The following is a 23934-nucleotide window of genomic DNA, read 5'->3' as shown; positions in this document are numbered from 1 at the left end:
GAAAAAACTTGCCAGAATTGTATTATGCATTGCCTGTATTATATAATATCCAACGATCGGACAGCCTTTAGGATTTATTTAGGCCTGGATAAGTTTCCCGCAATGGCATGGACTTAAAGCTACAATGCCGGTATACCAGGCTTTTTGGAAGTGTTTATCTTACTTCTTTGGATAGGTTGATGAATATCCTTTTACAGAATACCAGGACACTCGGCTAAATACTTCCATATCGCCCAAATCAACATCACCCAGTGGAATTTTCATGGATTCCTTCGCCCAATACTTTTGCTTACCCTTTAGCTGCGTTATTTTAGGGTTCATTTCATTCAACGGTATTTGGTTAGGCAAAGCGGTGAAGGGTGTAAAGTTGGGTTTATCTGTGAAACAATCAATCAACGGAGTGGCTACCAGGTCAAACTGGTTCATTGGCGGAAGACCAAAAATAAGTTCAGTAGTTCTCAGAATGCTGTTATGATTGTACATGGTACTTACCACTGCATTACGCCGGGTATATGGGCTGATGCAAAGTGAAACAGTCCGTCGTCCGTCAACATGATCCAGGCCTGCCTGGGCGTCGTCTTCAATAACAAAAATTGCAGTCTCTTTCCAGAACCTGCTTTTGCTTACCGCTTCGACAATCTGGCCCAGGGCCAGGTCATTATCGGCCACCATGGCTCTTGGTGTTGGAAATTTTTCATTTGCTGCGGCGGTGTGATCATTAGGTAAAAGCATGATCATGAAGTTTGGCAGGTCACCTCTTTGTTCATATCCTTTTAACTCTTTGATAAATTCATTTGCCCTGTATATATCAGGTACGACCTGGGGAAAGCCTATGAAGTTGGGACTAAGATATGGCCGCAGCATAGCCAGTTCCGCTGTAGCTTCTACCTTAATGCTGTTGGTTTTGCTGATGAAGTCATTATAGATATCTGTCCAGGTTGCATTCTCCGGTGTTATTTTTGCCTGCACCATTTCTCCGTAATTCCTGAAGGTAAGGTTATGTTGGAGCACATTATTCCATATAAATCCGGATGAAGCATAAGCCAGTGGATCTTCTCCACCACAACAGGGATAGCTGCGCACAAATCCGCCATAACTTCTTTCAAGATATCCCGTTGCCAATCCTTCATCAGTCCATTGATGTCCATCTGCACTATTCACCCCGTTACAATATGTATTATCCAATAAAACAAATTCGTTAGCCAGTGCGTGGGCATTTGGCGTGACCGATTTACCAAACAGGCAGAGGGAGGAATCTCCATTCCCTTTAGCGATATCTCCAAAAACCTGGTCGTATGTCCTGTTTTCCCTGATGATATATAAGACATGTTTAAAAACAGATTTTTCCCCGGCCCTGGTGGGTACGGGAACCATGCGGGCTTGACCGGCCGGTTGTTTTAATGCCCGGTAAATTTTTGGCAGGTTCATGTTAGTGATTGCCTTCTCAGTATACGCCTGCAATAATTTATCATCGGGCACGGGAATAAATGACACCGAACCTAAATGATCATGTGAATTATAGCCTTTCTTTCCGGGGTCTAAATCTCTTCCGCCTACACCTTTTATATTGGCAACAATCAGTTGCGTACCGGCGCGATTCAGTGACACAGCACCGGGATACCATCCGGCAGGAATCATTCCGGTTACTGTATCTTTTCCAGTATCAAAAACAGCCAGCGCATTGTTACCGCCATTGGCTATATACAATTTCTTACCATCAGGCGAAAGGCTTAATGCAGTGGGTGAACTTCCGAGAGGAAGGTCATTATAGGGTTTGCAGCTGAAGGTTTTAATAACACCATAAGTGCGTGTATCAATAACCGAAATAAGGTCACTGTTGGAATTGGCAACAAACAGTGTGTTTCCATCCGCAGCCAGCGCCATTGCAGTGGGATGCAGCCTGACATTAATCTCACTGATCACTTTGTGGTCATGCAGATCGATAACAGAAACCGTACCTGTAGAAGCGATGCCTGTTCCAGGATCAATCACTATTGAAGTGCCTGATGAAAGCGCAGTTTTGTCACCAGCCACAGGTATCCTGCCGCCCTGGTTAGTCACATATGCCTTATCCTTATGCAGCAATACAGTGAAAGGCGCTACGCCAACGGGAACCTGGCCGACGATGGCCCCTGTTTTCATATTCACCACACAGACTGAATTATTCCTGTTTAAGGCAACGTAAATAAGTCCGCTTGCTTCATCAATCGCAAATCCGCCAGGGTACACAGATTTCTTATCAATTTTTGTTAAGCCGCCGGGGTCCAAACCATTTGCGTCCTTTTTCACCAGTGCAGGAAGCAAAAACTGATCAGCCCAATCATAACGCCCATTGCTATTGATTTTTGCGCTCCTTAAATAACCCTCCGTATCAGTGGTCCAGACCTTTTCGTCATTCCCTTCACCGCTCCATGCTATACCTGAGAAAGTATTGCCCCCCTGGGGAATTTTAAGCGTTTGAATAATTTTTTTATGTTCAACATCAACGAAATCTATACTCTCCATGTTTTTTATCGCCAGCGTTTTTTCGCTAAGGTTTACACTAATATCTGTTGGCCTGCCCGGAAAAGTAATTGTTTCTCCGGCCGGATCAATAACCTGTGTTGTTGCAACCAAAAAGCTGCTGTCTGCAAGCGGACCAACCTTCGAATGCTCTAAAAGGTATTCATTCTTTTCCTCCTGTTCCTTACTACTGCTTTTATGCGAAACAGAACAATCTGTCAGGAATATTAAAGTGGAGATGCAAAAGGATAAAAGTCCTTTATTCATTATGGATATTTTTTTCAATCTACAAATTATTTCCCTGAACCTAAGGTGCTGGAAGCAATACGCAATTGATATTAAAATATCGTGTTATTGTATTTTTAACAGTGCAAAAGCGATTATGAAGGCGATCTTGCTTCTATTGACGATAATTTTTAATTATGTTGATTTAGCATTTAATTTACTCCAGGAAAAACGGGGTACCCAACAATAGCCCATCAGAGATGTTACCAATAGCATGTCCAAACTGATCAGTTTTACAGATATGGGCCTCTACTGCAAACAGGGGAATTTTTATATTGATCCCTGGAAGCCCGTTGAGTTTGCCATTATTACCCATGGCCACAGCGATCATGCCCGGCCTGGACACCAACACTATTTATGCCATACCCTGACCAAACCCATTTTGCAATTGCGCTTAGGGCAAAACAATTACCAAACACTTGAATGGAATGAAACCATATTTGTAAACGGGGTAAAAATCTCTTTGCATCCGGCCGGCCATATCATCGGCTCTTCGCAGGTGCGCATTGAATATAAAGGTGAGGTGTGGGTATTTACAGGTGATTATAAAACGGAAGACGACGGTATCAGCGGGCAATATGAAGCCATCAGGTGCAACACGTTTATTACTGAAAGTACATTTGGCCTGCCCATCTACAAATGGAAAACACAGCAGGAAATTTATGGCAACATACAGGATTGGGTGCTGCAAAACCAACAAGACGACAAAGCCTCGGTATTGATCGCCTACAGTTTGGGAAAAGCGCAGCGGTTAATGGATGCAGTAAAAAACATTACCGACACGGTATATGTGCACGGCGCCATTTACAACATGCAGCAATTGCTGGATGAAATGGGCTATAACTTTGTACAGGTTAAACGAATCAGTTCCGGAACAACAAAACAGGAATTAAAAAATGCGATCGTCATTGCACCGCCCAGTGCTGATGGTACACCCTGGATGAAAAAACTGAACCCGTATCGTTTAGGCATCTGTAGCGGCTGGATGCAGGTGCGGGGAAATGTACGCCGGCGAAATGCTGATATTGGATTTGCCTTAAGTGACCATTGCGACTGGGAAGGATTACTATCCAGCATTACAGCAACAGGGGCCGAAAATGTGTATGTGACCCATGGCTTCCAAAGCGTGCTTTCCAAATACCTGAACGAACAAGGTATTGCGGCATGGGAAGTAAAAACCCAGTATGGCGCCGAAGATGATGAGCAACCGGTAACCGATCACGCAAACTCAACTGAACCATGAAACAGTTTGCGAGGTTGATTGATGTGCTAAACATTACTACCAAAACCAACGAGAAGCTGGCGGCATTGCAGGATTATTTCAAAACGGCAAACGATAAAGATAAAGTTTGGGTGATTGCCCTGTTTACCGGAAGAAGACCAAAAAGGACCATCTCCGCTACATTACTGAAACAATGGTGTGCTGAATTTTGCCAGATCCCTTCCTGGCTTTTGGATGAATGCTATCATACCGTGGGCGACCTGTCAGAGACCATCGCCCTGTTGATCGATGCGCATTACCAGCCGCAACAGCCTACCACTGAAATGCCGCTTCACTATTATATTGAACAATTCCGGCGACTGGAAAAAGCGACAGAAGAAGAAAGAAAGGCCTTCATGTTGCAAGGATGGACACAACTGCAAACCACCACTGAACGATTTATCTTTAATAAACTACTGAGCGGCGCTTTTCGCATTGGTGTATCCCAACAATTAATCGTGCAGGCATTGTCGAAAGTAACCGGCAAAGCACCATCTGTAATCGCCCATCGCATCAGTGGTCAATGGGATCCGGGCAACATTGGATTCGAAGCATTAACCAGCGACGAAAATAATATCGCCGACGACAGCAAGCCCTATCCCTTCTACCTGGCCTATCCTGTAGAAAATGAAGTGGATAAGTTGGGCGACATCAATGAATGGCAGGTGGAGTGGAAATGGGATGGTATACGCGGACAAATGATCAAGCGAAACAATGCATTTTTTGTCTGGAGCCGCGGTGAAGACCTGATGACAGAAAAATTTCCAGAGTATGCCTTGTTGCAGGAACAGTTACCAAACGGACTTGTACTGGATGGTGAAATTATCGTAGCAAAAGGGAGTACGCCCCTGGCGTTTGCATTAATGCAAACCCGCATCGGAAGAAAAAATATTACCCGGAAAGTGATGCAGGATGCGCCGGTCAGTTTTTTTGCGTACGATGTACTGGAATATGATGGCAAAGATATCCGCCATGAACCACTGTATGAACGAAGAAAAATACTGGAACAAATTGTAGCTGGCGTGAACCAGGAAATACTTCAGTTATCGCCGGTTGTACACTGTACTGATTGGGTAGAACTGGCCACTCTAAGGGAGCAAAGCCGGGAACATTTTGCAGAAGGTTTTATGCTGAAAAGGAAAAACAGCAGCTATCAAACAGGCCGGAAAAGAGGTGACTGGTGGAAATGGAAAATTGATGCCCTCACCATTGATGCCGTCATGATTTATGCACAAAAAGGAAGCGGCAGAAGAAGCAACCTGTACACAGATTATACCTTTGCCGTGAAAGATGGCGATGCCTTAGTGCCTTTCGCAAAAGCGTATAGCGGATTAACGGATAAGGAAATTGCGCAGGTAGACAATTTTGTGAAACGGAATGCCATTGAAAAATTCGGGCCTGTGCGTACGGTAAAACCAGAACTGGTTTTCGAACTGGCATTTGAGGGAATCGCTGCAAGTAAGCGCCATAAAAGCGGCGTGGCATTGCGGTTTCCCCGGATTAACCGCTGGCGCCACGACAAAAAGGTGGACGAAATAAATACACTGGATGACCTTAAACAAATGCTTCAATTGTATGGGAACAAATAAGGCGACAACAACTTACTACAGCCAAAAACTATTTGAATAGTTTATGACAAAGAAGAAAAAAGACCTGCCGGTAAAAATCTGTGCGGCCTGCCAGCGCCCATTTACCTGGCGCAGGAAATGGGCGAAGGTTTGGGATGACGTGAAATATTGCAGCGACCGGTGCAGGAAGAAGCGGTGAGGCTACCCGGCCATTGGATTAAATTTACAGGAACTTGTTTGAGAAGTGGGTGGCTCCCTGCGAGCCGCATTAAACAACAACCAACTATTAATGAAGTCAAAACAATTAGTTATCTTCTTAATTACCTACATGGTATTTCCATTTGCAGGCATCGCTCAGCAAGTTGATTTTTCGGGCGCAACCATTTTCTTTCCTGAAAATAAAAATGCGCAACTGGCAAAAGCCGTCCAGGTTTTACAGGAGGAAATTCAAAAACGGACCCATATCTCCCTTCCGGCAACTGATAAATTGACTTCCAAAAACAAACTGGTTGTTGCCATTGGCGTTGAAGGCCGGTTGGATAAATTTCCGGAAGCCTTCAAAACCGCGCTCAGCAAACTACCGGCAACCGGAAAGGATGGTTATAAAATTGTTCTTGCTGATAATAACACGATCATCATTGCCGGTCACGACGAACGAGGCGCGCTATATGGGGTTGGCCGGTTGGTCCGTAAAATGGAGATGAAAAACGGGCAACTATTAATACCTGGAGATATAAACATGGCCTCCAGCCCAACCTACCCGATTCGCGGCCACCAGTTGGGTTACCGCCCGAAAACAAATGCTTATGATGCCTGGACGGTGGCGCAATACGACCAGTACATTCGCGACCTGGCCATTTTTGGCGCCAACAGCATCGAAATATTGCCACCACGCACCGACGACGATTCCACCAGCGAAAACATGAAAGTTCCGGCTATAAAGATGATCGCCGAACAATCGCGCATCTGTAAATCGTATGGCCTTGACGTGTGGATGTGGTATCCCAACATGGGCAGCGATTACACAACACCCGACGCTATTAAAAAGGAATTGGAAGAGCGGGATAAAGTTTTCAGTGTATTGCCAAAACTGGATGCCTTATTTGTTCCCGGTGGAGATCCCGGTGAACTCGAACCCGATGTGCTGTTCAGCTGGTTAGAAAAAGAAGCCGTTGTGTTACACAAATATCATCCGAATGCTAAAATATGGGTATCACCACAGGTCTTCAAACCCAGTGGCGAATGGTATAAGAAATTTTACGAACTGGTTAACCGTGAATATGATTGGTTTGGCGGAATCGTGTATGGTCCCTGGATCAGGACACCACTTCCTGAAGTTAAGAAACTGGTTAAACCTTCGGTGGCGATCCGCCTTTACCCGGATATTACCCACAGTTACAGCTGCCAGTATCCCATACCTGACCTGGACCTTGCCTACGCGATGACCTTAGGCCGTGAGTGCATCAATCCACGTCCCGATGATGAAAAATACATCCACAATCTTTATGCGCCATTGGCCCAGGGAAGCATCAGCTATTCCGAAGGGACCAACGATGACGTAAACAAATTCGTATGGAGTGGCCAGGACTGGGATCCTTCGAGGCCGGTGATCGAAACACTTCGTGAGTATGCGCGATATTTTATTGGTCCCGATTATACTGAAGGTGTAACGGCGGGATTATTTGCATTGGAAAAGAATACGAGGGGACCCCTGTTATCGAACGAGCAGGTACAACGCACCCTTCAGCAATGGCAGGATATGGAAAAATCGGCGCCACAGGAAGTACTCAGTAACCCACGCTTCCAAAACGGGTTGATAAGGGCTTATTTTGATGCCTACACCCAGCGCAGGCTGATCTATGAAACTGCGCTCGAACGCCAGGCACGCAACATTTTGGAAAGCGCAAAAGCTTCAGGTTCAAAACCGGCGATTGCAGCAGCCAGGAATACCCTTTCGCAGGCGCATGAACAACCCGTATCGCCGGAACTAAAAGAACGCTGCTATGCTTTGGCTGATTCCCTGTTCAGGAGCTTTGGTGCGCAGCTGACGGTAAAAAAACACCATGCCATGGAAGGCCGTGGCAATTTTATTGACAATATTGATATTCCGCTCAACGATGCATTGTGGATCCTGGACCAGCTCAACCAGGTCGAAAAACTGGCTACTGAACCGGAGCGACTGGCTGCGATTGACCAGCTGCTGCACCGGACAGATCCCGGACCAGGCGGATTTTACGACAACTTCGGAAACCCGGCGGCATGGCAGCGGATAAGAGCAAAGAAAACATGGGCAGAAGATCCCGGAAGCCTGGAGTCGCCAAGGGTAAGTTTTGGGGTTGGATTAACCGGAGTCGATTGGGTTCATGAAATTGTGGCCAAAGGATTTGAAGGGCAGACCACGCCGCTGGCCTGGATGAACCAGGTCAATACCTTGTACGACACGCCTTTAGAAATGGAATACGACAGGTTGGATCCCAATGCTGCATACACCCTGAAGATTGCTTACACAGGCCGTTTCCGATCCAGCATTAAACTGGTGGCTGATGGTGTAACGATACATAATTACATCCGGATGGGAACGAAACCTTTGTTCGAATTCTCATTGCCTAAGGAGGTCACCAAAGATGGAAAAGTCAGGTTAACCTGGACTTGCGGAACGGAAGACAAAGGCGAAGGAGAACGAGGTTCACAGGTTGCTGAAATCTGGTTGATCAGGAAGTAGAATATTGATATGGAATGTAGCCACCTTAGTCGAGTTTAATATAAAATATCTGATCTCTAACCTCTTTAGTTCCTTCTACAGCCACCGGACGATTGAATGCAACAATTTTCCCATCGTTCGAAAGCACAATTCCTGAAGGTGTTTTTTCTGTTCGTTCGGTCAATCTCCTGAATCGCTGATCAAAGGGTCTGTCAGAAACTTCGCAAGCCACAATACTGTTGTCCCACACGTAATAAACCAACTGATTATCCGGACTCCAGCGCACACCGCTCTGTACTCCGGATGAATGCCGGGTTAATTGAACCGGGTTGCCGCCCATTGGCGAAATCAGAAAAACCTGGTCAATTCCAGCAGAATCCTTTGCCAGATAGGAAATATATTTTCCGTCGGATGAAGACCGGACAACGCCACCACATCCGGGAAATTTATTTTCTGCCGTGTGGGTTAATCTTCTTTGGATCGTTCCTTTTGGTGGCATAGGGAAAGTGTTCATCGTTCCTTCCAAAGGTCCAAACTCTCCGGGAACATTGATTGAATCCGGAATGTCAACCACAAACAAATCATCAACCTGTTTACCTTTCCTGTTCGTTACTTTTCCCAAAAAAGCGCGGGCCACCTGAAGTGTTCCATCCGGCTTTTTATAACCGCTGGCGCCAATCCAGCTATCGGATGCAGCATTGCTGATTTCATTGCTTCCCGGCCTCGGATTGGGAACCACCCGCACAACTACTGCACTATACCATTCGCCCTGAACATTTTCCTGTGCGGCATCCAGATCTACTTTAGCATGGTGCTTTTGATTGGAGACGGCAATAGTCCGCAGGTTCCATTTCACACCCGTTGAATCTTCCAACCTTTTCATGATCGCATCGTTGTAAGTATACCCCACCCACTGACCATCGCGGCTCCATTCGTGACGATGCGTTCCACCGCGCAAAGCTCCGGGGGTAAAAGGAAAGGTAATATCCCTCGAATCCATGTATAACGCAACACCAGGCTTGTCATCACTAACCATCACGCCCGTCCGTCGCCATTGCTGGTACGGATTTTCTTTAGTACAAACAGGCAATCCGTGAATAAAAATCACCTTGTTTTCTGTTGGATGATAGCTGGCTGCTCCGGCACCCGGACCATAATCATGATTATCCGAAATTCCAAACAAAACTTCTGTCTTACCAGTTTCAATGTTAACCCGTTCAACAGAAGGACTTCCGCCAATGCCACCGATACCAGTGCGGGTATCATAAACGAGCCATTTCCCGTCGGGTGAGAAGTTGTCGTTATTATCCAGAGCGTGGTTTTTAGTACCGTCAAAAGTAATCTGCACCTCTTTCAAATAGGTTTGACCTGAAGCACAGGATGCAAAAAGCAATAGTCCGAATAGCAATTTGTTTCTCACAAACAGCAAAATGGTACGGTTCATCATTTCGGATTTTAAAGTTTTTGATTTTCAGCTTTTTTGATTTCGGTATCCTGAACTCCTTTTACCTGGTGGGTAGTTATGCCGGTTACATTTTTCAGAATAAAAAGTGGAGTCGCTTCATTTTTCTGTGCATCGATGTGTGAAAACGAGGCATCGTGAACATTATCCAGTATAAAAGCCGGGCGTTCGTCGCGGTTCATGGTTTTCAGCACCAGGTTGTTTACCTGCAACCCTTTCACGTATCTGAAGTAGATTCCGTAAGCAGGCATTGAGTGCCAGCGGTACGGGTCGGGGTACATGTCGATGTTTTCGGCAATTTCCTTTTCAATGGCTTCCTTTGGGCCGCCGCCACGATAAACAATCCGAATGTTGTCAAGTGTAAGGTCTTCGATGTAATACCCTGGAATTCCCATGACCATTCCTGCGCCCAGTTCCGGAAACTTTGGCCGTCCACCAACGTCATACACATTCAGATTGCTGATCGTAATCCGCTTGCAAACACCCACCGGAGTTCCCTCAGGACCTCGCATGCGGGCATTTAACCGGATGAAGAAGGGCGTATCTGTCACATCCCGCATGGTAATGTTGTCGATCAGCACGTCTTCAATCAAGCCACCATCGGCTGTTTCTATACAGAGTCCACGTGAATGTTCGAATACACAATTGGAAACCGTAATATTTTTAAAACCTCCGTTCGATTCAGTTCCCAGTTTCAAACGGCCTGTAATGCTATGATTTGCACCCGGCGCCTCATCTTTAAATTCGGTTTTGAATGTTCCATCCATTAATGTTCCATGATCGTAACCGTAAACATGGCAATTAGTTATGGTCACATTTTCGGTGGCGCGCGCGTAACCTAATGCGAACGACGATTTCAGACAAAGTCCGTCGTCAGTAGGCGAGTTGATGTTACTGTTTGAAACACGGACGTTTTTGCAGCAATCGATATCGAATGCATCGCGATCGGCATCGGCACGGACATTGTCAATGGTCAAATTATCAACACCAGTAGCCAGCATACAGAAATGACCACCATGAAGAATGGAAATGTCTCTAATTGTTACGTTAAAACAATTTTTCAGACCGATGGCTTTGTTCCCTGAACCTTTGATATCGGGCTTGTCATACGTGTATAAACCTCTGCCCCAAATCATTCCCTGCCCGGTGATGGCAATATCGCGCAGACTGTCACCGTAAATCAGGCTGTTTTTCCAGTAGTTGTGGCCAAAATCCTGGTATTTTTTATACCAGGCATCCTCCCCGGGCAGATCGTAGCCAACTCCATTTTTCTCCTGATCGCCGATCAAAACTGCTCCCTGGTCCAGGTGAAGTGTGATTTTACTTTTCAGGCGAATGGTAAATGACAAGAAATTCCCTGCCGGGAAAAAGACAGTTCCGCCACCGTTTTTCGAAGCCGCTTCGATGGCAGCATTGATGGCCTTGGTGCAGTTGGTTTTTCCATCTCCTTTAGCTCCGAAGTCAAGCACATTGTAAAACACTTCTTTCGCCGAGACAGACAATACTGCAGAAAACATCAAGAGTACCGTTAAAATATGCCTGGTTTTTATCATTTGTTATTAACTCTTGTTTTTAGAAATTCTATCAGCGCAGAAGGATTGTCGGTCTGTATGCCATCAGTACCCCATTTGAGCATCTGTTCCCACTCTTCAGGAGTTCCTTGTTTTTCGTCCACTATCACTTTGGCCCCGTGTTCGTGAGCTGTCTTTACAAAATTTTCGCTTAATTGTAGCATGTCGCTGGCCAGGACCCGGGGATGCGTTAAGTTGCAGACCTTTTCAATATTCGCTTCCGGACCGGGATCGGGCATGGGCATACACTTGTAACCCAGTTTTTTTATCAGTTTAATTTCGTCCACCCGGTTGCCCGAAATGTACCAAACAATATCGCGCTCCATATCGTATTTCCGGATAATGGGAACCAATTCGTTGATCAACGGCTCTTTCAGATCGAGATAAATACCGATTTGGCCGCGGCACAATTGCAGAATTTCCTGGATGGTAGGAATCTGAATACTCATTTGTTTCAGCTCCGCCAGCGTATAATCTTTTACCTTCCCTGTTTTACCCACTACATACTGATCGATGGTGGAGTTGTGAACACTTACAATCTGCCCGTCTTTGGTGAGGCGTGTATCGATTTCAACAAAATCGCAGCCCAGGTCAATGGCTTTTTGATATGCAGGCAGCGAGTTCTCGGGTATCCCTATGTGTGCGCCCCGGTGCGCTACCACATAGGTATTTCCGTGTCGCGGTTTTCTGAAATAATCTTTTACAACGGCTTCTGTTTTTGCGTTGGGGTCTGCTGCATTAGCCCAGGCCGGAACAGCTTTCAGCGCATCCATGTAATTGTGTATTACATCGGTGTGGCAATCTTCCTGCCAGCCACCTTCGCGCAGCCAGTTCCATTCGCCGGTCTGATCGCACACCACTCCGTCTTCGCGAATAAAATAAGTTATCCATGATAAATTCCGGAAAGCCATTTCACGATATTGCTCACCGCCACCAGCGGCATAAAACATGGCAGCCACCGCGCCAAAGGTAGAGTTGATGCCCCCCCAGGCGCGACGGTCGGTGTCCTGTTCTCCTACACATGTAACGCCGCCAGGGCGTTCAATTCCAAAATTCCGTACAGCAAACTGGATACATTGTTCGGCATGGCTTTTCCATTGCGGGTCTAGTTTGTCTTTCTTCTCGATAAGGTAACGGGCCATATTCAGCGGCGCCCAGGCATTACGGTTGTCTTCTTTGGGCTGATCTTCAAAAAACTGAACCCAAAGGCAATGTTCCCGGTCTTCAGGAGCTTTAAACTGAAAATTGACAATCCAGCTCCACAATTCTTTGCGTGGTTTCGTAAACTCATCACTTCCCATTTCAATTAATCTGTCAAACAAACGCAATATATAAACCATATTACCACTTCTTTCCCCCCAGTATTTTCCGGAAACCGCATCAACGCGGAATGGCCAGGGTGAATGAAGCGCATCGCCCTGTCGCATATTTTTGACCAAAACCCGTGCATTATGAATAGCCTGGTCAAAGTAGCTTTTATCTTTGGTCACTTTGTACAGTTCAAGTAATGCAAAACCGGCGATTCCGCCTTTATCCGGCTCAATGACATTCTTTCCATAATCTGCATCATTCTGTGCGCTTTGCTTTAGCGGAAAATCGGTAACTAAACCGGTTGAACGGGTAAAAGCTGGATAGGCACCCTCGTTCGCTGTATTGGCCTCCTTAACCAGGTAATCGCCCATTTTTTTGGCAACCGCCAATACTTTCGGATTCGATTTTCCTTTGTATTCCCAATACTTCAGGTACGAAATAATTCCCATTCCATTTTGAGTTGCCGGTATACAATCGTTCCGGTACGACTGATAATCTTCATCCATAAATGTGATGTACACATAAGATGGATACCCATGATCATTAAGAGGTGCTTTCAAATACCAGTCCATCTCCCGTTCGAGGGCATCGTTCCAGGTTGTCCACGGCCCCAATTTCGGGTCTTTTTTATTGTCGTCGTAAAGGGCATTGTGCCATCCTATTTGTGATGGCATATACTGCAATTCAGGTTGAGCAATTACCTGTGTCTTTACCAAAATCAAGGCAAATGCAAAAAGAAATCCAACAACTATTTTAGTTTTCATCGGTGGAATAATATGTTTTTTATATAGAGAAAGGGAACACCAACAAATACTCAGTCAATCTTTATAATGCGTTAGAAATTCCCAGTTATCAATTCCGGTTTCATAAAATCGAGCGGAGGAATACCGCCGGTGATTGAAACTGGTAGCTGATGAAGTTACCATACACAATTACATCCGGATGGGAACGAAACCTTTGTTTGAAATCCCCTTGCTTAAGGAGATCACCCAGGATGGAAAAGTCAGGTTCTCCTGGACCTGCGGGTCGGATATTAAAATCATTCCTTCAGAGCAACTGGAAGTTGTTCGGTTAAGGTTGCGCGTGATAAATGAGAATATGTTTCTGGAGGAAGTGATTGCGGCTATAAATAATCCCAAATATTGATGAGAAAATATGATGGTTAAATAATTAGCTTGCGGCAGTAAATTTTTATTTCAAATACTATTCCGTTAGTACCCAGAAAAAACTCTATGAAATTTATAATTGCTTCTATTTTTTCGACCTTATTTCTTATCACAAATGGACAGATCCAAACTAATTCTACAACACAGCCAATAGACACAAGTCTTTCAAAAAAAATATCATTGTCAGGATTTTGTTTGTGCCAGACAACTTTAACGGATTTGAAAAAGCTAGCTGGTAATTTGAAGTCAGTCGATGTAGAAGAAATGGACCTTCCAAAAAATTGTTACGGACAAGATGCGCGATATGTAAACGGCAAAGGTTATTCTTCAAACAAATATCCAGGCGTCATATTTCAAAAAGACAAAAACTCGGATTACATAAGTAAGATCAGGCTGACAAAAGACTTCAAGGGCAATTTACCGGGTGGAGTGCCCATAGATATGCAAAACCTGACCTTAAAGGAAGTGTTTAAAACATATCCAGAACTTACAGAAAAATGGGGCTCGAGAGGTTGCTCAACTTATTGGAATGTAGGCAATGACACAATTTCCTTTTTTGTTAAGATTGACCCAAACAGAAAACCACAATACCCTGTTGATGAAAGTTACTATTCTGAAAGACCAATAGAAGCAATTGATATTAAAATATCGTGTTATAGTATTTTTAACAGGGCAAATAACAGATTTAAAAAGTTATTTAACGACCCTGTAATTTTTATAGACAGTATGAATGTAACAAGGATTGAACTGAATGCGTACCAACCATCTGATATTGCAGTAATAACAGTATATAAAGATACTAATGCTATAAAGCTCGTTGGACCACAAGGAAAGGACGGTGTTATTTACTGTAATCAGTAAAGAGAAACTCTTTAAAGAGTATAACGTCACTGACAAATCTTACGGTGTTATAATTAGCGCTAATGTCAAAACTGAAAGCAGTGATGCTCCAAAAAAATAAAGAGTAAACGCAGGCGAAGTGTAAACAAAATTTCCAAAAGTCCGATTTCGGGAGCGATTAGTATAATTTCGGGAGCGATTTTCCAGTAAATAAAGAGGCTTTTTTTAAGGCCTCTTTATTTTTTGGGGTGGGCGAAATGCAGATTATTACATGAATCGTGCAGATTATTACCATCTTTTGTCAGATTGTTAAAAAAAGTTGGCGGTGTGTTTTCGGATAGGTATAGTTATAGAAATAATTTTTTATGAAAACAAACTATGTACTATTCAAAGAAAAAAGCACCCAGCACAGAATCAGTTTAGAAGCGATTCTTTATGTCCGTTCAAATGGCCGCCATACCAGGATGTATGTTGGCCAGAGCATGTACAATATCAGTCACAGTATTCAAGCGTTGCTGGAGCAACCTGAATTCGCAAACCTGGTGCAGATCCACCGAAGTTTTGCGGTTAACATCTGCCAGGTAACCGCGATTAACCGCCATGAACTCTTCATTGAAAATCTACGGTTACCCATTGGCCGGAACTTTTCCCAAAATGTTCTTGAAGCATTCAACAACACGACCTGATCAATGGCAGTTCCCTAACTGCAGTAACAGGTCCACCGGACAGCCTCATGGCCGGGTGGGAGATGAGGCCCCGCCCGGCCTTCCGGAAGACCTGCGACGCAGCAAAATGGGAACATCCATTCCCAGATAGGCAACTGTAGGGTAAGTGCCGGGAAAGAACCGGGAAAGCGCCGAGAAAGAACTGAAAAACTGCTAAAAAGGTGTCGCCAAAAGCCTAAAGACTGCTGGAAAACTGCTGAAATACTGCGGATTTACTGCTGGAAAACTGCTAAAAACATGCATGAACTGCATTGGTTTTCGCTGTAGGTCTTCACGAAACGCAAAGTTTTTAGACAAATAGATAGCGGTCCTGAATTAGCAAACGCGCTGCCAGCCCCCGTTATTTCCCCGATTACCGGTTGCCGCTTTAATCCAATTATTAACATGAAAACAAATAGAAATGGCAACTACCAATCGAAATTTCCTGACGTTTAGCTATGCCGGGAAAGTCGGAAAACAGTACTCTTTAAGAAACCGGGGTGATAAATCGATCATTGCGAGTTTACCCAAGAAGGCAAAGAAGGGAACCCCTGAAGAAGAGCTCACACAGCTGGGGGTGAAGGAAAAATTCCAACGCGCTGTCCTGTATGCCAAAACGGTTAAAGCCAATAACCCGGCACTGATGGCGGAATATGCTGCCGTGCGTAAGGGAACACAATCGGCGCACAACGTGGCTTTCCTGGATGCGTATAAAGCGCCTAAACTGTCGGACCTGCGTACTGACGAGTACGAAGGTGTGGTCGGCCGGGAGATCATTGTACAGGCGATGGATAATTTCCGCGTGAAGTCGGTGCGGTTCACTTTGTTTTCTCCTGACGGTACTAAGCTCGAAGAAGGCGATGCCAAGCAGAGCCTCGTAAATGGTTACGACTGGATTTACACAACCCAGCAAGCCAACCCTTCACTGGCAGGTACCAAGGTGCGGGTAACGGCAAAGGACATGCCGGAGAATATAACAGTACTGGAAAAAGTGCTATGACCCGTTTTGTAATCCTACCTATTGAACACTAATTATTCACTAAAACAATGTACACTATGAAACAATTTGATATGGACAAATTAAGCCTGGCCGAGCGGGCCATGGCAGAGACGCCACCCTTTTTTGTAAAACTGCGGAATATCGGCATTGCGCTGGCAGCTATCAGTGCTGCGCTGCTGGCATCGCCGGTTGCATTGCCAGCCATTGTGGTGACCATCGCCAGTTACCTGGGCGTTGCCGCAACCGTGGCCAGTGCCGTGAGCCAGGTGGCGGTAAAAGGTTGATCTATGGAGCTGCTATTGGAGCGCGAATATTATCCGTTGGGCACGGATGGTATTCTTAGCAGCGGGGGAATTTTTCTATGCTTTACCATTGAGTTGCCCTGGCGAAAAAACCAGCGGAATATATCCTGTATACCAGAAGGCAGGTATCCATTGGCGATACGGTTCAGTAAAAGGCATCGCATGCACCTGCAGGTTATGAATGTACCAGAACGCAGCCTGATACTGATTCACAAGGCCAACAATGCACTGAAAGAGTTGGCGGGATGCATTGCACCTGTGCGGGAATCGGTATCGCCGGGCATCGGTAAAGACTCAGTGACCGCTTTCAAAGCACTGATGAAAACGGTCTGTGAAAGCATGGAAAATGAAGAGGAAGTATGGTTACGTATCAGTCGGCTATCTGACCGGTACGGACATACGACGTAGCGTTGATCACATCATCCCCTGGCCAATCCTGGCCGGGGGATTTATTACCAGGATGTATGATTTCGGGAGTTTTTTTTCAAAAGGCAAAATTCGGCTTCAAAATATTTTACTAAATGCAAATCTAATTCTAGCTTAAAGAAACTATCGTGCTGACACAACTTTCACATAACCGGCTTGGCAGGATTAACCTTAGACCCCTGGATGTTGACACCAATGCAACAGACAGCCTGAGACCGCGTTCTGTGCTTTCAGCAGATGTGTTCATGGGCCGGGTCACGGTACATGAGTACGGTAGTACAGACGGCTCGCTTTACCAGTATTCATATGCGTTAGAACCCGAAGTGGAGTTGAGGAAAGAGCATGAATCTGAGGGTTTAAAAATGATGCTGATGCTGGATGGGCACCTTGTATTAAAGGAGGGGCTTTCAGAAGATATTGTGGTGACCAGGGGCGTTATTTGTTTGTTTCGGTCCCGCGATTATACAATCGCCCTGAAAGCACAACTTAAAGTGCGTTACCTGTTGTTTAATATAGACCCCCTGGCCAATCGCCTGCAATTAAAGGGCTTTGAAGAAGGACGTTACGAATTCACAGAAATGATACAGGCCCAGGTGTCTGAATTATTGCATCCACCAAAAATATTGGGATCACCTGATGAATGGTTAACGGGACAATTGATTAGCATAGCCTACCTGTTGAAAGAATCTATATTGCGGGGTAGAAGATTAAACCCCAAGGTATATCATCTTGATTATGCGCTGGCGGCCGATAAGTTCATACAACGGAACCTTTCGAAAGACCTTACTACTAAGGAAATTTCCAGGCAGGTGGGTTTAAATGAAAATGCCCTAAAAATAGCTTTTGCTGATTACTTTGGTATGGGAATGGCCAAGCGGCAGAACTTATTGCGGATGGAGCTGACTAAGAATTTATTGGTGCAATCCGGTAAACTAGTCAGCGAAATAGCCAAAGAAGTTGGCTACAAGAATAAGGGGACGTTCAATAAAAATTTTGGTCATGTTACAGGTCTCACCCCCGCCGAATGGCGGCAAAAATATAGTCTATGATAAGTTATAAGGAACAAATCGAAGCGGTTGCGCCTTATGCGAACCTGAACCAGAGGGCATCGGCCATCATACAACATTTCTTCCTGGAGATCGCCACCCAGGAGGAAAAGGATGAGCTGGACGAGTGGTTAAACGAAAGTGAGGCCAATGAACGGTTGTTTGACCTGCTGATATCGGCCACCAGGGGTGGCGTGGGTGCGGGAATAATCAAACTGATCAATGATCATACGAAAAAGGAGCCTAAAAAAAGAAGCCGGTCAGGGAAGATATTTCGCATAGCAGGGATAGGATTATTGATCATACTTGCCATTGATCAACTGGTGCCCCTGACTCCCTTGCGGCATTGGATGCAGCAAGTGGATGGCATTGACAAGGTGAATAAAATTGAAGAAGCCAGCGGAGAGTCAAGGATTATAAAACTGTCCGATGGCACACGTGTAGAACTGCATCCGCATTCGAAGCTGGGGTACTCAACAAAATGGTATTGGTACGACAGGAAGGTATGGCTGTGGGGAAGTGCCAGTTTTGAAATAGCCGCTTCGAAGGATGGCCCATTCAAGGTAAAATCAGGGAAAATGTCCATAGAGCTGCCCGAGGGCCCGGTTACGGTGCTTGGAGACAGTGTAAATCCGGTAGTTTTTCATTCAAATCAATAGCTTCCAAATGAATACCATTATGCAAAGGGAAGAATTGCTGATACCATTTGGGCCCGGGCTTGAACGGGTTCCGGTACCCAGTATCCAGTATATAGAATCTGACAAGCGGTTATGCAAGATCGTTACTGAAACCAGGAGTTATACGATATACGCCAGTATACGCAGGTTTGAAGAAACGCTATCGAAGGGGCGTTTCCTTAGAATCCATAAGCGGTATATTGTTTCGATGGATTTTGTAAATTTTATTGGGAAGGCAGAGATTAAGGTGGCCGGGCGGGTGCTGCCGGTTTCGAGGAAGGCGAAGGAGAAGATGCAGGAGATGTTCATAAAGTATAGGTAGGGGAACACAATCGTTTTCAGAATATTTCAGGAATGAAATACCTTTAATACGCATGTAACGCATCATGGTACCGAGTTCTATAGCCGACTGGCGTCAGATATTGTTTTGGTAAAACACCCATGCAAACTTTTATAGAATCACTTAACCTGGCTAAAAAGTAGACCTTGATCTAGACCTCATCGGCTACCTTAGTTTAAACCCAAATCCTTTTGAAAAAGAAAAATCTTCAACTGTCGGATCAACTGCTAAATGTTACATATTTAATATATTTAAATTATTTGCTGTTCCTCTTCAAGCCAATGGGTTTTTGCTAGCATGAATCCATTTACACTTCTAGCCCCTATGGTCATAAGATGATTTGCAATAATCCTATATGACCTTCCCAATGTAACTACATCATCAACTAATAGAATATGCTTGCCATTAATGACGCCGAATTCAATGCTTTCTAAAACATGATCATAGTTTCTATTACCACCAATATGTATCTCATTTCTATCTTAAACTGGTCTCAGTAAATCATATCTGTTATTTACGTTAACCGCAGTTGAGATTCTATTACATAAATTTTGAAATCTTGTTTGAAGTCCTGATGATTTTTGACGAAGGAATTACGCACAACCAATAGTTAGGGAAATTTTTTACCCCCTTTAATCTATTAATTGCTTGAATAAAGAATAAATACCCCGGACTGAGCTTTCCAACAAACCATATCTCTTTAAGAAATACCTGGACCACGAAAGCCGATACCCGAGTTTTGTAGTATTGCCTTTGAACTTTTCATTGACCTGATCAGCACTTAAATTCAAGTCCTTCGCAACCTGATTTTCAATTTATCAATTGAACCTGACCCCCCAAGATTATGCAAAGCAGCAAGAGTTGGGTCAAAAAGTTCATCGTAATTGTAGCTGAAATGTTCCTTCATAATCTGTTTAATCGGTGGGTATATAATAGCGCATACTTATAAAAGTAGCACCCATCCCTTATACCTCCAAGATATAACCGCAATTAAAACACCCTACAACCAGTATTTTGAAATGTATGCCCCGGCCTTAGTACCAGTTCCGGATGAGTCACCCTTATGGTAACACTGTAATTTTCAATGTTTGAAAGGTAATAAGGATTTCAATTTATCCAATTTACATTTTAGTTGGCTGGTTGTTACCTTATCTGCGGTAAATTGACAAAAATATTCAACCTATAAAGAAAATCATATTAAGTGAATAAATATTTATTATCTCACTTTCATAATAGGAAGTGGTAATATATCTTTCAGCTTAAATCAAATACTTACTACTAAATGGCAGAATGTTCAGCTTGCGGTTCCTATACTAAATACAATGGTGGGTTATGTTCCAAATGCTTTACAGGACAATTGGATGGAAAATCTGAAGTATCCGTTCCTTCTGCCAACAATTCAGGATTATCTGAACGTGATAGAAATTTTCGCTATGGCATGATAAAAGGAAGAATTGCGGAAACCTTAATTCAGGAATTGTTTTTAAGTTTAGGTTATAATGTTTTTAGGTATGGAATGGAAAATACAATACCTGGAATAATGGAATTATTGAAAGGAGTTCGCTCTGATGTTGCAGAAGATATTAAGCGAATGCCAGATTTTGTAATTCAGAATCCAAACACAAAAGATGTTCATTTCATAGAAGTAAAGTTTCGCGCGAATGGGTGCTTTTCGCAAAAAGACCTGGCTAAAAATTATCCTTATACAAATGCTTATATTGTTTTAGTCTCAAAAAAGCATATTAAATGTATTACAGTTGAAGAACTACTAGAGGGTAAAGAAATCCATGAAAAGTCTAACAATTACCTGGGATCAAGGAAGGAATTTGATGTTGACAAAGAAATAATAATTGAATTCTGCAAATTTGCGATTCAGTTTTTTGAATCCGTATAAAATACATTTGGCTTCCCCTGACCTCCCCAAAAAACTCTAACGTGTAGATGTTAAATGATGAAGTTTTACCCGCTGCATTACAGGATCGACTACACAATAGGTGTGCGGTTATTAACTTAACTGGAAATTGCTATCGATTATAAAACCGGCAATCCATTTTCTCAGAACTAAATACTGACAATATTTTCTCTGGTCCTGTATTCATTGGTGCCAAATATTATGCATCCTTGTTGCCATATTCTCTGTATTGTTAAATGCAAAAAGTTCTTTATTACTGATTGTTGACTACATAATCATATTAGACCCTGCGAAAAATAAACAAATGAAATATTTTAAAGTTGTTGAAAGTTTATCTTCAGATGTTATAATTGACACTAAAACCACAAACTATAGTTTGACGCTAGTCGATAAAGACAGGCATTTTGAATTTTTAAACTGCATTATTCAATCATCCAAAGAACTTGACCTCCCATTCGATTTTTACTTTACTTTAAACAATAATCTGGCAATGTTTGGCAATGAGTATTTAAGAAATTTGCCAAGATCAAATAACGGTGTATTTGAAATTCTACAGTTAACCCAAAATATTAATCATAGGAATTTATTTATAGAAGAAAGTGATTTAATTTTTCTTGTTGAAAAAATTGACAAAATTGGTATTTCATTTTTTGAAAAAGGATATTATTTATGGGAACATATTTTAGAAGACATTCGCCTTCTAAATTACCCGGACAAGCCTAGTCGACAAAAATCATTCTTCTTATTTGACAATATTGAGAGTTGCAAATATTATATTAATAACCATATAAGAATAGGAACAATTTGTGAAGTTAAACTGCTTGAAATAAATTCATTATTTAAAGCAGATATGAATTGGCTTGACACAATTCCTTCAAAATTTACAATTAAACAAGCGAATCAACAAGTTGAAAATTATTGGATGGGAAATTCAATGGGGGCGCCTCTTTTTGAATATTTATTTCAAGGAAAATGTATGCTAATTCCAATTTAATTTTATTCAGGCAAATTAAAACAAATACGAACACTTGAAATTCAGGATGGGGCTAAATGACACCCTGTCTGGCGGGTTGAAAATCATTGTAATAATTTTTGTATTTGGCTTCACTGCCTTCGGGCAACGATTCAAACAATTTATCCCAATAGATAGGAGCAAACCCCTTCTGCTTCTCGTCATAGAAAGCAAAGGTTTGGTTATCTACTAAAGGTTTGAATGGGATAATATTGAGTTGAATCTGCTGCATAAGTTTTACATTGTCGTTCTTAAATCAGGTGTCTTACTTTGATTTTCTTGTATTTTTTGCCCATTCCCAAAGCAATTGCTGTAGGATTTTTTATGATGAGCTCACCTTTTTGCAAACCTGCAATAGCTTGTTTGATTTCCTGAAATTCGTTGCCTGAAACGCCAAACAAATCTTTTATTACTCCATCATTAATAGACTGCTGTTTCATGATTAGGGGATATTGAGCATTCGCATAGAAATCAAAATACTCACTCTTGTAACTATCCATGTTTTGCGTTGCCAGAATAATGCTCAAACCTTTGTTTCTGCCTACTGCAATTAGATCACGAAGTGGTTTGTTGTCAAAACCAAGCATGTAGTGCGCTTCATCAATAATGGTAAAATGTCTCAATTCAACACAGTCTTCATCAACAGCCTGCTTTGCCAGCTTTTCATAAATTGTATTGAGTTTAGATACAATGAAGTACACGATTGCCTTTGCAATGGGACCGTCTTTTGGAAAAGAATCCATCTTTACGATATAGCTATCTTTAATCAGGTCTATCCTGTCTTCTGTGGCAAACAAGTTGTTACGTATCAACTGTTTTAGCACCGACTTTACACTATCATCTTTTTGCCTGTCCTTCTCAACCTGTAGTGCCGTGTATTCCTTTAAAATAATTTCAAATGTTACGGGCAAGTTAGAAGTACGCTTATATGAATTAATGATGGCTTCAGAAAGCCGGTTACTCATATTGGCACTAATGGATGCTCTGTCAATTGCACAAAGTGCATTTGCCAATTCAGTTGAGTAAAGGTTAATTTCATTCTGTGCTTTACTCGTGAAGTCTTTAAAGGGGGTAAATGGCAAAGGCGATAGAATAGGATCGAGTATGGCAGTTCTATCAGCTTCAAAAAGGGAAAGCCATGAGTTGTTTGCCGGGTCTGAAAATTCGCCTTTATAATCAAACAACAGGAAATTTACAGGATACGCACTTTCAATGGAAAGTGTCCTAATCTCGTTTAGAAGCACGGCCAATAAATTGGACTTTCCGGAACCTGTTGTACCTGCAACCAATATTTGCGTATTCGGAATATCTCTGCCATTCAGATTTATGGTTGCCGGAATGTCATCTTCGTAAGTGCCAATATTCAAATTGAGGAAAGGAATGGCACCTGCCTTGCCGCCTCTTGCTGATGTTGTGGCGTTTAGTAACCAATCTTCCAAAACATCATCTTTCAGTAAAACATCTTTTCCTCTCTGTATCTCAGCATTAATGATTTTACTCTTCAGAACTACATTTTCCCAATCAACCGGCAATCCATGATATCGCATTTTCAATAAGGCTGAATAAGCATTCCCAAGGTTATGTAGTGTAAAAAGGGTTTCAAAAATCCTATTGCTTGTCTTTGAGAGCTGAATTTGTTCAATCGAATTTAATTCCCGTTGCTCTTTATTGGAAAGACCAGCTAATAAGCAAATACGCATAATCTTATTTCCGTTCAGAGAAACCGGCTTTTGAGTTTTGGAGTATTTTTCAAGGTTTATCCGCTGTTCAATTTTGTTACGGATTTCGTGGAGTTCCTCCAATAAACCCTCTGCCTGTCTTATATTCTGTAAGTTTATTACACTCATT

General features: G+C 43.1%; 22 protein-coding genes. 15 read left to right on the top strand and 7 right to left on the bottom strand.

The features are described 5' to 3' along the window. Window positions 1-159: 159 nt before the first annotated feature. The gene (locus LAQ65_RS10815) at window positions 160-2769 is read right to left on the bottom strand and encodes a bifunctional YncE family protein/alkaline phosphatase family protein (RefSeq protein WP_224116980.1); all 2610 of its coding nucleotides are present in this window, start codon (window positions 2767-2769) and stop codon (window positions 160-162) included. 232 nt (window positions 2770-3001) lie between these two features. Between LAQ65_RS10815 and LAQ65_RS10810 the strand changes: the two genes are divergently transcribed. The 4 genes from LAQ65_RS10810 to LAQ65_RS10795 all read left to right on the top strand — a co-directional run bounded on the left by LAQ65_RS10810 (window position 3002) and on the right by LAQ65_RS10795 (window position 8338). Beyond that, complete coding sequence (locus LAQ65_RS10810; RefSeq protein WP_224116979.1) at window positions 3002-4030, top strand: ligase-associated DNA damage response exonuclease; 1029 nt, start codon at window positions 3002-3004, stop codon at window positions 4028-4030. Next, window positions 4027-5637: an ATP-dependent DNA ligase gene (locus tag LAQ65_RS10805; protein WP_224116978.1), complete on the top strand. Its 1611-nt coding sequence runs from the start codon at window positions 4027-4029 to the stop codon at window positions 5635-5637. The genes LAQ65_RS10810 and LAQ65_RS10805 overlap by 4 nt, the downstream gene beginning before the upstream one ends. A 43-nt stretch (window positions 5638-5680) precedes the next feature. Beyond that, window positions 5681-5815: a DUF2256 domain-containing protein gene (locus LAQ65_RS10800; protein WP_224116977.1), complete on the top strand. Its 135-nt coding sequence runs from the start codon at window positions 5681-5683 to the stop codon at window positions 5813-5815. A 90-nt stretch (window positions 5816-5905) separates the two neighbouring features. Continuing rightward, on the top strand, window positions 5906-8338 hold the full coding sequence (locus tag LAQ65_RS10795) for a glycoside hydrolase family 20 zincin-like fold domain-containing protein (protein ID WP_224116976.1): 2433 nt from the start codon (window positions 5906-5908) through the stop codon (window positions 8336-8338). Between the two features lie 25 nt (window positions 8339-8363). Here the strand turns inward: LAQ65_RS10795 and LAQ65_RS10790 are convergent, their stop codons facing one another. Genes LAQ65_RS10790 through LAQ65_RS10780 form a run of 3 tightly spaced genes read right to left on the bottom strand, consistent with a single transcriptional unit; the run spans window position 8364 to window position 13425 of the window. Continuing rightward, window positions 8364-9761, bottom strand: coding sequence for a DUF3748 domain-containing protein (locus tag LAQ65_RS10790; protein ID WP_224116975.1), 1398 nt, complete (start codon window positions 9759-9761; stop codon window positions 8364-8366). Between the two features lie 11 nt (window positions 9762-9772). Further along, the gene (locus LAQ65_RS10785; RefSeq protein ID WP_224116974.1) at window positions 9773-11332 is read right to left on the bottom strand and encodes a rhamnogalacturonidase; all 1560 of its coding nucleotides are present in this window, start codon (window positions 11330-11332) and stop codon (window positions 9773-9775) included. Beyond that, on the bottom strand, window positions 11329-13425 hold the full coding sequence (locus LAQ65_RS10780; protein ID WP_224116973.1) for a glycerophosphodiester phosphodiesterase: 2097 nt from the start codon (window positions 13423-13425) through the stop codon (window positions 11329-11331). The genes LAQ65_RS10785 and LAQ65_RS10780 overlap by 4 nt, the downstream gene beginning before the upstream one ends. A gap of 133 nt (window positions 13426-13558) precedes the next feature. Between LAQ65_RS10780 and LAQ65_RS10775 the strand changes: the two genes are divergently transcribed. From LAQ65_RS10775 to LAQ65_RS10735, 9 genes are all read left to right on the top strand, one after another. Further along, window positions 13559-13807 carry a hypothetical protein gene (locus LAQ65_RS10775; protein ID WP_224116972.1) on the top strand — a complete coding sequence of 83 codons (249 nt, stop codon included), beginning with the start codon at window positions 13559-13561 and terminating at the stop codon, window positions 13805-13807. A 239-nt stretch (window positions 13808-14046) separates the two neighbouring features. Then, window positions 14047-14688 carry a hypothetical protein gene (locus LAQ65_RS10770; protein ID WP_224116971.1) on the top strand — a complete coding sequence of 214 codons (642 nt, stop codon included), beginning with the start codon at window positions 14047-14049 and terminating at the stop codon, window positions 14686-14688. A gap of 344 nt (window positions 14689-15032) precedes the next feature. After that, window positions 15033-15353, top strand: coding sequence for a LytTR family DNA-binding domain-containing protein (locus tag LAQ65_RS10765; RefSeq protein ID WP_224116970.1), 321 nt, complete (start codon window positions 15033-15035; stop codon window positions 15351-15353). A gap of 439 nt (window positions 15354-15792) precedes the next feature. After that, window positions 15793-16371, top strand: coding sequence for a hypothetical protein (locus tag LAQ65_RS10760; RefSeq protein ID WP_224116969.1), 579 nt, complete (start codon window positions 15793-15795; stop codon window positions 16369-16371). A 56-nt stretch (window positions 16372-16427) separates the two neighbouring features. Continuing rightward, a complete protein-coding gene (locus tag LAQ65_RS10755) occupies window positions 16428-16655 on the top strand; it encodes a hypothetical protein (protein ID WP_224116968.1) in 228 nt (75 codons plus the stop codon). Window positions 16656-16658: 3 nt separating this feature from the next. Continuing rightward, window positions 16659-17081: a DUF5675 family protein gene (locus tag LAQ65_RS10750; RefSeq protein WP_224116967.1), complete on the top strand. Its 423-nt coding sequence runs from the start codon at window positions 16659-16661 to the stop codon at window positions 17079-17081. Window positions 17082-17227: 146 nt separating this feature from the next. Next, entirely contained in the window at window positions 17228-18148 is a 921-nt protein-coding gene (locus tag LAQ65_RS10745) for a helix-turn-helix domain-containing protein (protein WP_224116966.1), read from the top strand. Continuing rightward, the gene (locus tag LAQ65_RS10740; protein ID WP_224116965.1) at window positions 18145-18804 is read left to right on the top strand and encodes a FecR domain-containing protein; all 660 of its coding nucleotides are present in this window, start codon (window positions 18145-18147) and stop codon (window positions 18802-18804) included. Before LAQ65_RS10745 ends, LAQ65_RS10740 begins: the two co-directional genes overlap by 4 nt. Before the next feature lie 7 nt (window positions 18805-18811). Continuing rightward, a complete protein-coding gene (locus tag LAQ65_RS10735) occupies window positions 18812-19144 on the top strand; it encodes a LytR/AlgR family response regulator transcription factor (RefSeq protein WP_224116964.1) in 333 nt (110 codons plus the stop codon). Window positions 19145-19794: 650 nt separating this feature from the next. Here the strand turns inward: LAQ65_RS10735 and LAQ65_RS21165 are convergent. Further along, window positions 19795-19977, bottom strand: coding sequence for a winged helix-turn-helix domain-containing protein (locus tag LAQ65_RS21165; protein ID WP_224117733.1), 183 nt, complete (start codon window positions 19975-19977; stop codon window positions 19795-19797). A 467-nt stretch (window positions 19978-20444) separates the two neighbouring features. On the opposite strand from LAQ65_RS21165, the gene LAQ65_RS10725 reads away from it, so the two are divergent. Together LAQ65_RS10725 and LAQ65_RS10720 are read left to right on the top strand one after the other, a co-directional pair. Continuing rightward, on the top strand, window positions 20445-21056 hold the full coding sequence (locus LAQ65_RS10725; RefSeq protein ID WP_224116963.1) for a hypothetical protein: 612 nt from the start codon (window positions 20445-20447) through the stop codon (window positions 21054-21056). A 322-nt stretch (window positions 21057-21378) separates the two neighbouring features. Continuing rightward, window positions 21379-22068, top strand: a complete 690-nt coding sequence (locus LAQ65_RS10720; protein WP_224116962.1) for a DUF2441 domain-containing protein — start codon at window positions 21379-21381, stop codon at window positions 22066-22068. Window positions 22069-22120: 52 nt separating this feature from the next. Here LAQ65_RS10720 and LAQ65_RS10715 read toward each other — a convergent pair whose 3' ends face one another. After that, entirely contained in the window at window positions 22121-22318 is a 198-nt protein-coding gene (locus LAQ65_RS10715; RefSeq protein ID WP_224116961.1) for a hypothetical protein, read from the bottom strand. 19 nt (window positions 22319-22337) lie between these two features. Continuing rightward, on the bottom strand, window positions 22338-23933 hold the full coding sequence (locus LAQ65_RS10710) for an ATP-binding protein (RefSeq protein WP_224116960.1): 1596 nt from the start codon (window positions 23931-23933) through the stop codon (window positions 22338-22340). Between the last annotated feature and the right edge of the window lies 1 nt (window position 23934).

The organism is Flavihumibacter profundi (genome assembly GCF_020076305.1).
Taxonomy (GTDB): domain Bacteria; phylum Bacteroidota; class Bacteroidia; order Chitinophagales; family Chitinophagaceae; genus Flavihumibacter; species Flavihumibacter profundi.
This window is presented reverse-complemented; position numbering and strand designations above follow the sequence as displayed.

Excerpts from the sequence above, each read along its gene's own strand:
- LAQ65_RS10755 (WP_224116968.1), top strand. The coding sequence starts at position 16,428 with ATGAAACAATTTGATATGGACAAATTAAGCCTGGCCGAGCGGGCCATG.
- LAQ65_RS10815 (WP_224116980.1), bottom strand. The coding sequence starts at position 2,769 with ATGAATAAAGGACTTTTATCCTTTTGCATCTCCACTTTAATATTCCTG.
- LAQ65_RS10795 (WP_224116976.1), top strand. The coding sequence starts at position 5,906 with ATGAAGTCAAAACAATTAGTTATCTTCTTAATTACCTACATGGTATTT.
- LAQ65_RS10810 (WP_224116979.1), top strand. The coding sequence starts at position 3,002 with ATGTCCAAACTGATCAGTTTTACAGATATGGGCCTCTACTGCAAACAG.
- LAQ65_RS10765 (WP_224116970.1), top strand. The coding sequence starts at position 15,033 with ATGAAAACAAACTATGTACTATTCAAAGAAAAAAGCACCCAGCACAGA.
- LAQ65_RS10740 (WP_224116965.1), top strand. The coding sequence starts at position 18,145 with ATGATAAGTTATAAGGAACAAATCGAAGCGGTTGCGCCTTATGCGAAC.
- LAQ65_RS10720 (WP_224116962.1), top strand. The coding sequence starts at position 21,379 with ATGAAATATTTTAAAGTTGTTGAAAGTTTATCTTCAGATGTTATAATT.
- LAQ65_RS10780 (WP_224116973.1), bottom strand. The coding sequence starts at position 13,425 with ATGAAAACTAAAATAGTTGTTGGATTTCTTTTTGCATTTGCCTTGATT.
- LAQ65_RS10750 (WP_224116967.1), top strand. The coding sequence starts at position 16,659 with ATGGAGCTGCTATTGGAGCGCGAATATTATCCGTTGGGCACGGATGGT.
- LAQ65_RS10760 (WP_224116969.1), top strand. The coding sequence starts at position 15,793 with ATGGCAACTACCAATCGAAATTTCCTGACGTTTAGCTATGCCGGGAAA.
- LAQ65_RS10805 (WP_224116978.1), top strand. The coding sequence starts at position 4,027 with ATGAAACAGTTTGCGAGGTTGATTGATGTGCTAAACATTACTACCAAA.
- LAQ65_RS10800 (WP_224116977.1), top strand. The coding sequence starts at position 5,681 with ATGACAAAGAAGAAAAAAGACCTGCCGGTAAAAATCTGTGCGGCCTGC.
- LAQ65_RS10710 (WP_224116960.1), bottom strand. The coding sequence starts at position 23,933 with ATGAGTGTAATAAACTTACAGAATATAAGACAGGCAGAGGGTTTATTG.
- LAQ65_RS10735 (WP_224116964.1), top strand. The coding sequence starts at position 18,812 with ATGAATACCATTATGCAAAGGGAAGAATTGCTGATACCATTTGGGCCC.
- LAQ65_RS10715 (WP_224116961.1), bottom strand. The coding sequence starts at position 22,318 with ATGCAGCAGATTCAACTCAATATTATCCCATTCAAACCTTTAGTAGAT.
- LAQ65_RS10785 (WP_224116974.1), bottom strand. The coding sequence starts at position 11,332 with ATGATAAAAACCAGGCATATTTTAACGGTACTCTTGATGTTTTCTGCA.
- LAQ65_RS10725 (WP_224116963.1), top strand. The coding sequence starts at position 20,445 with ATGGCAGAATGTTCAGCTTGCGGTTCCTATACTAAATACAATGGTGGG.
- LAQ65_RS10790 (WP_224116975.1), bottom strand. The coding sequence starts at position 9,761 with ATGAACCGTACCATTTTGCTGTTTGTGAGAAACAAATTGCTATTCGGA.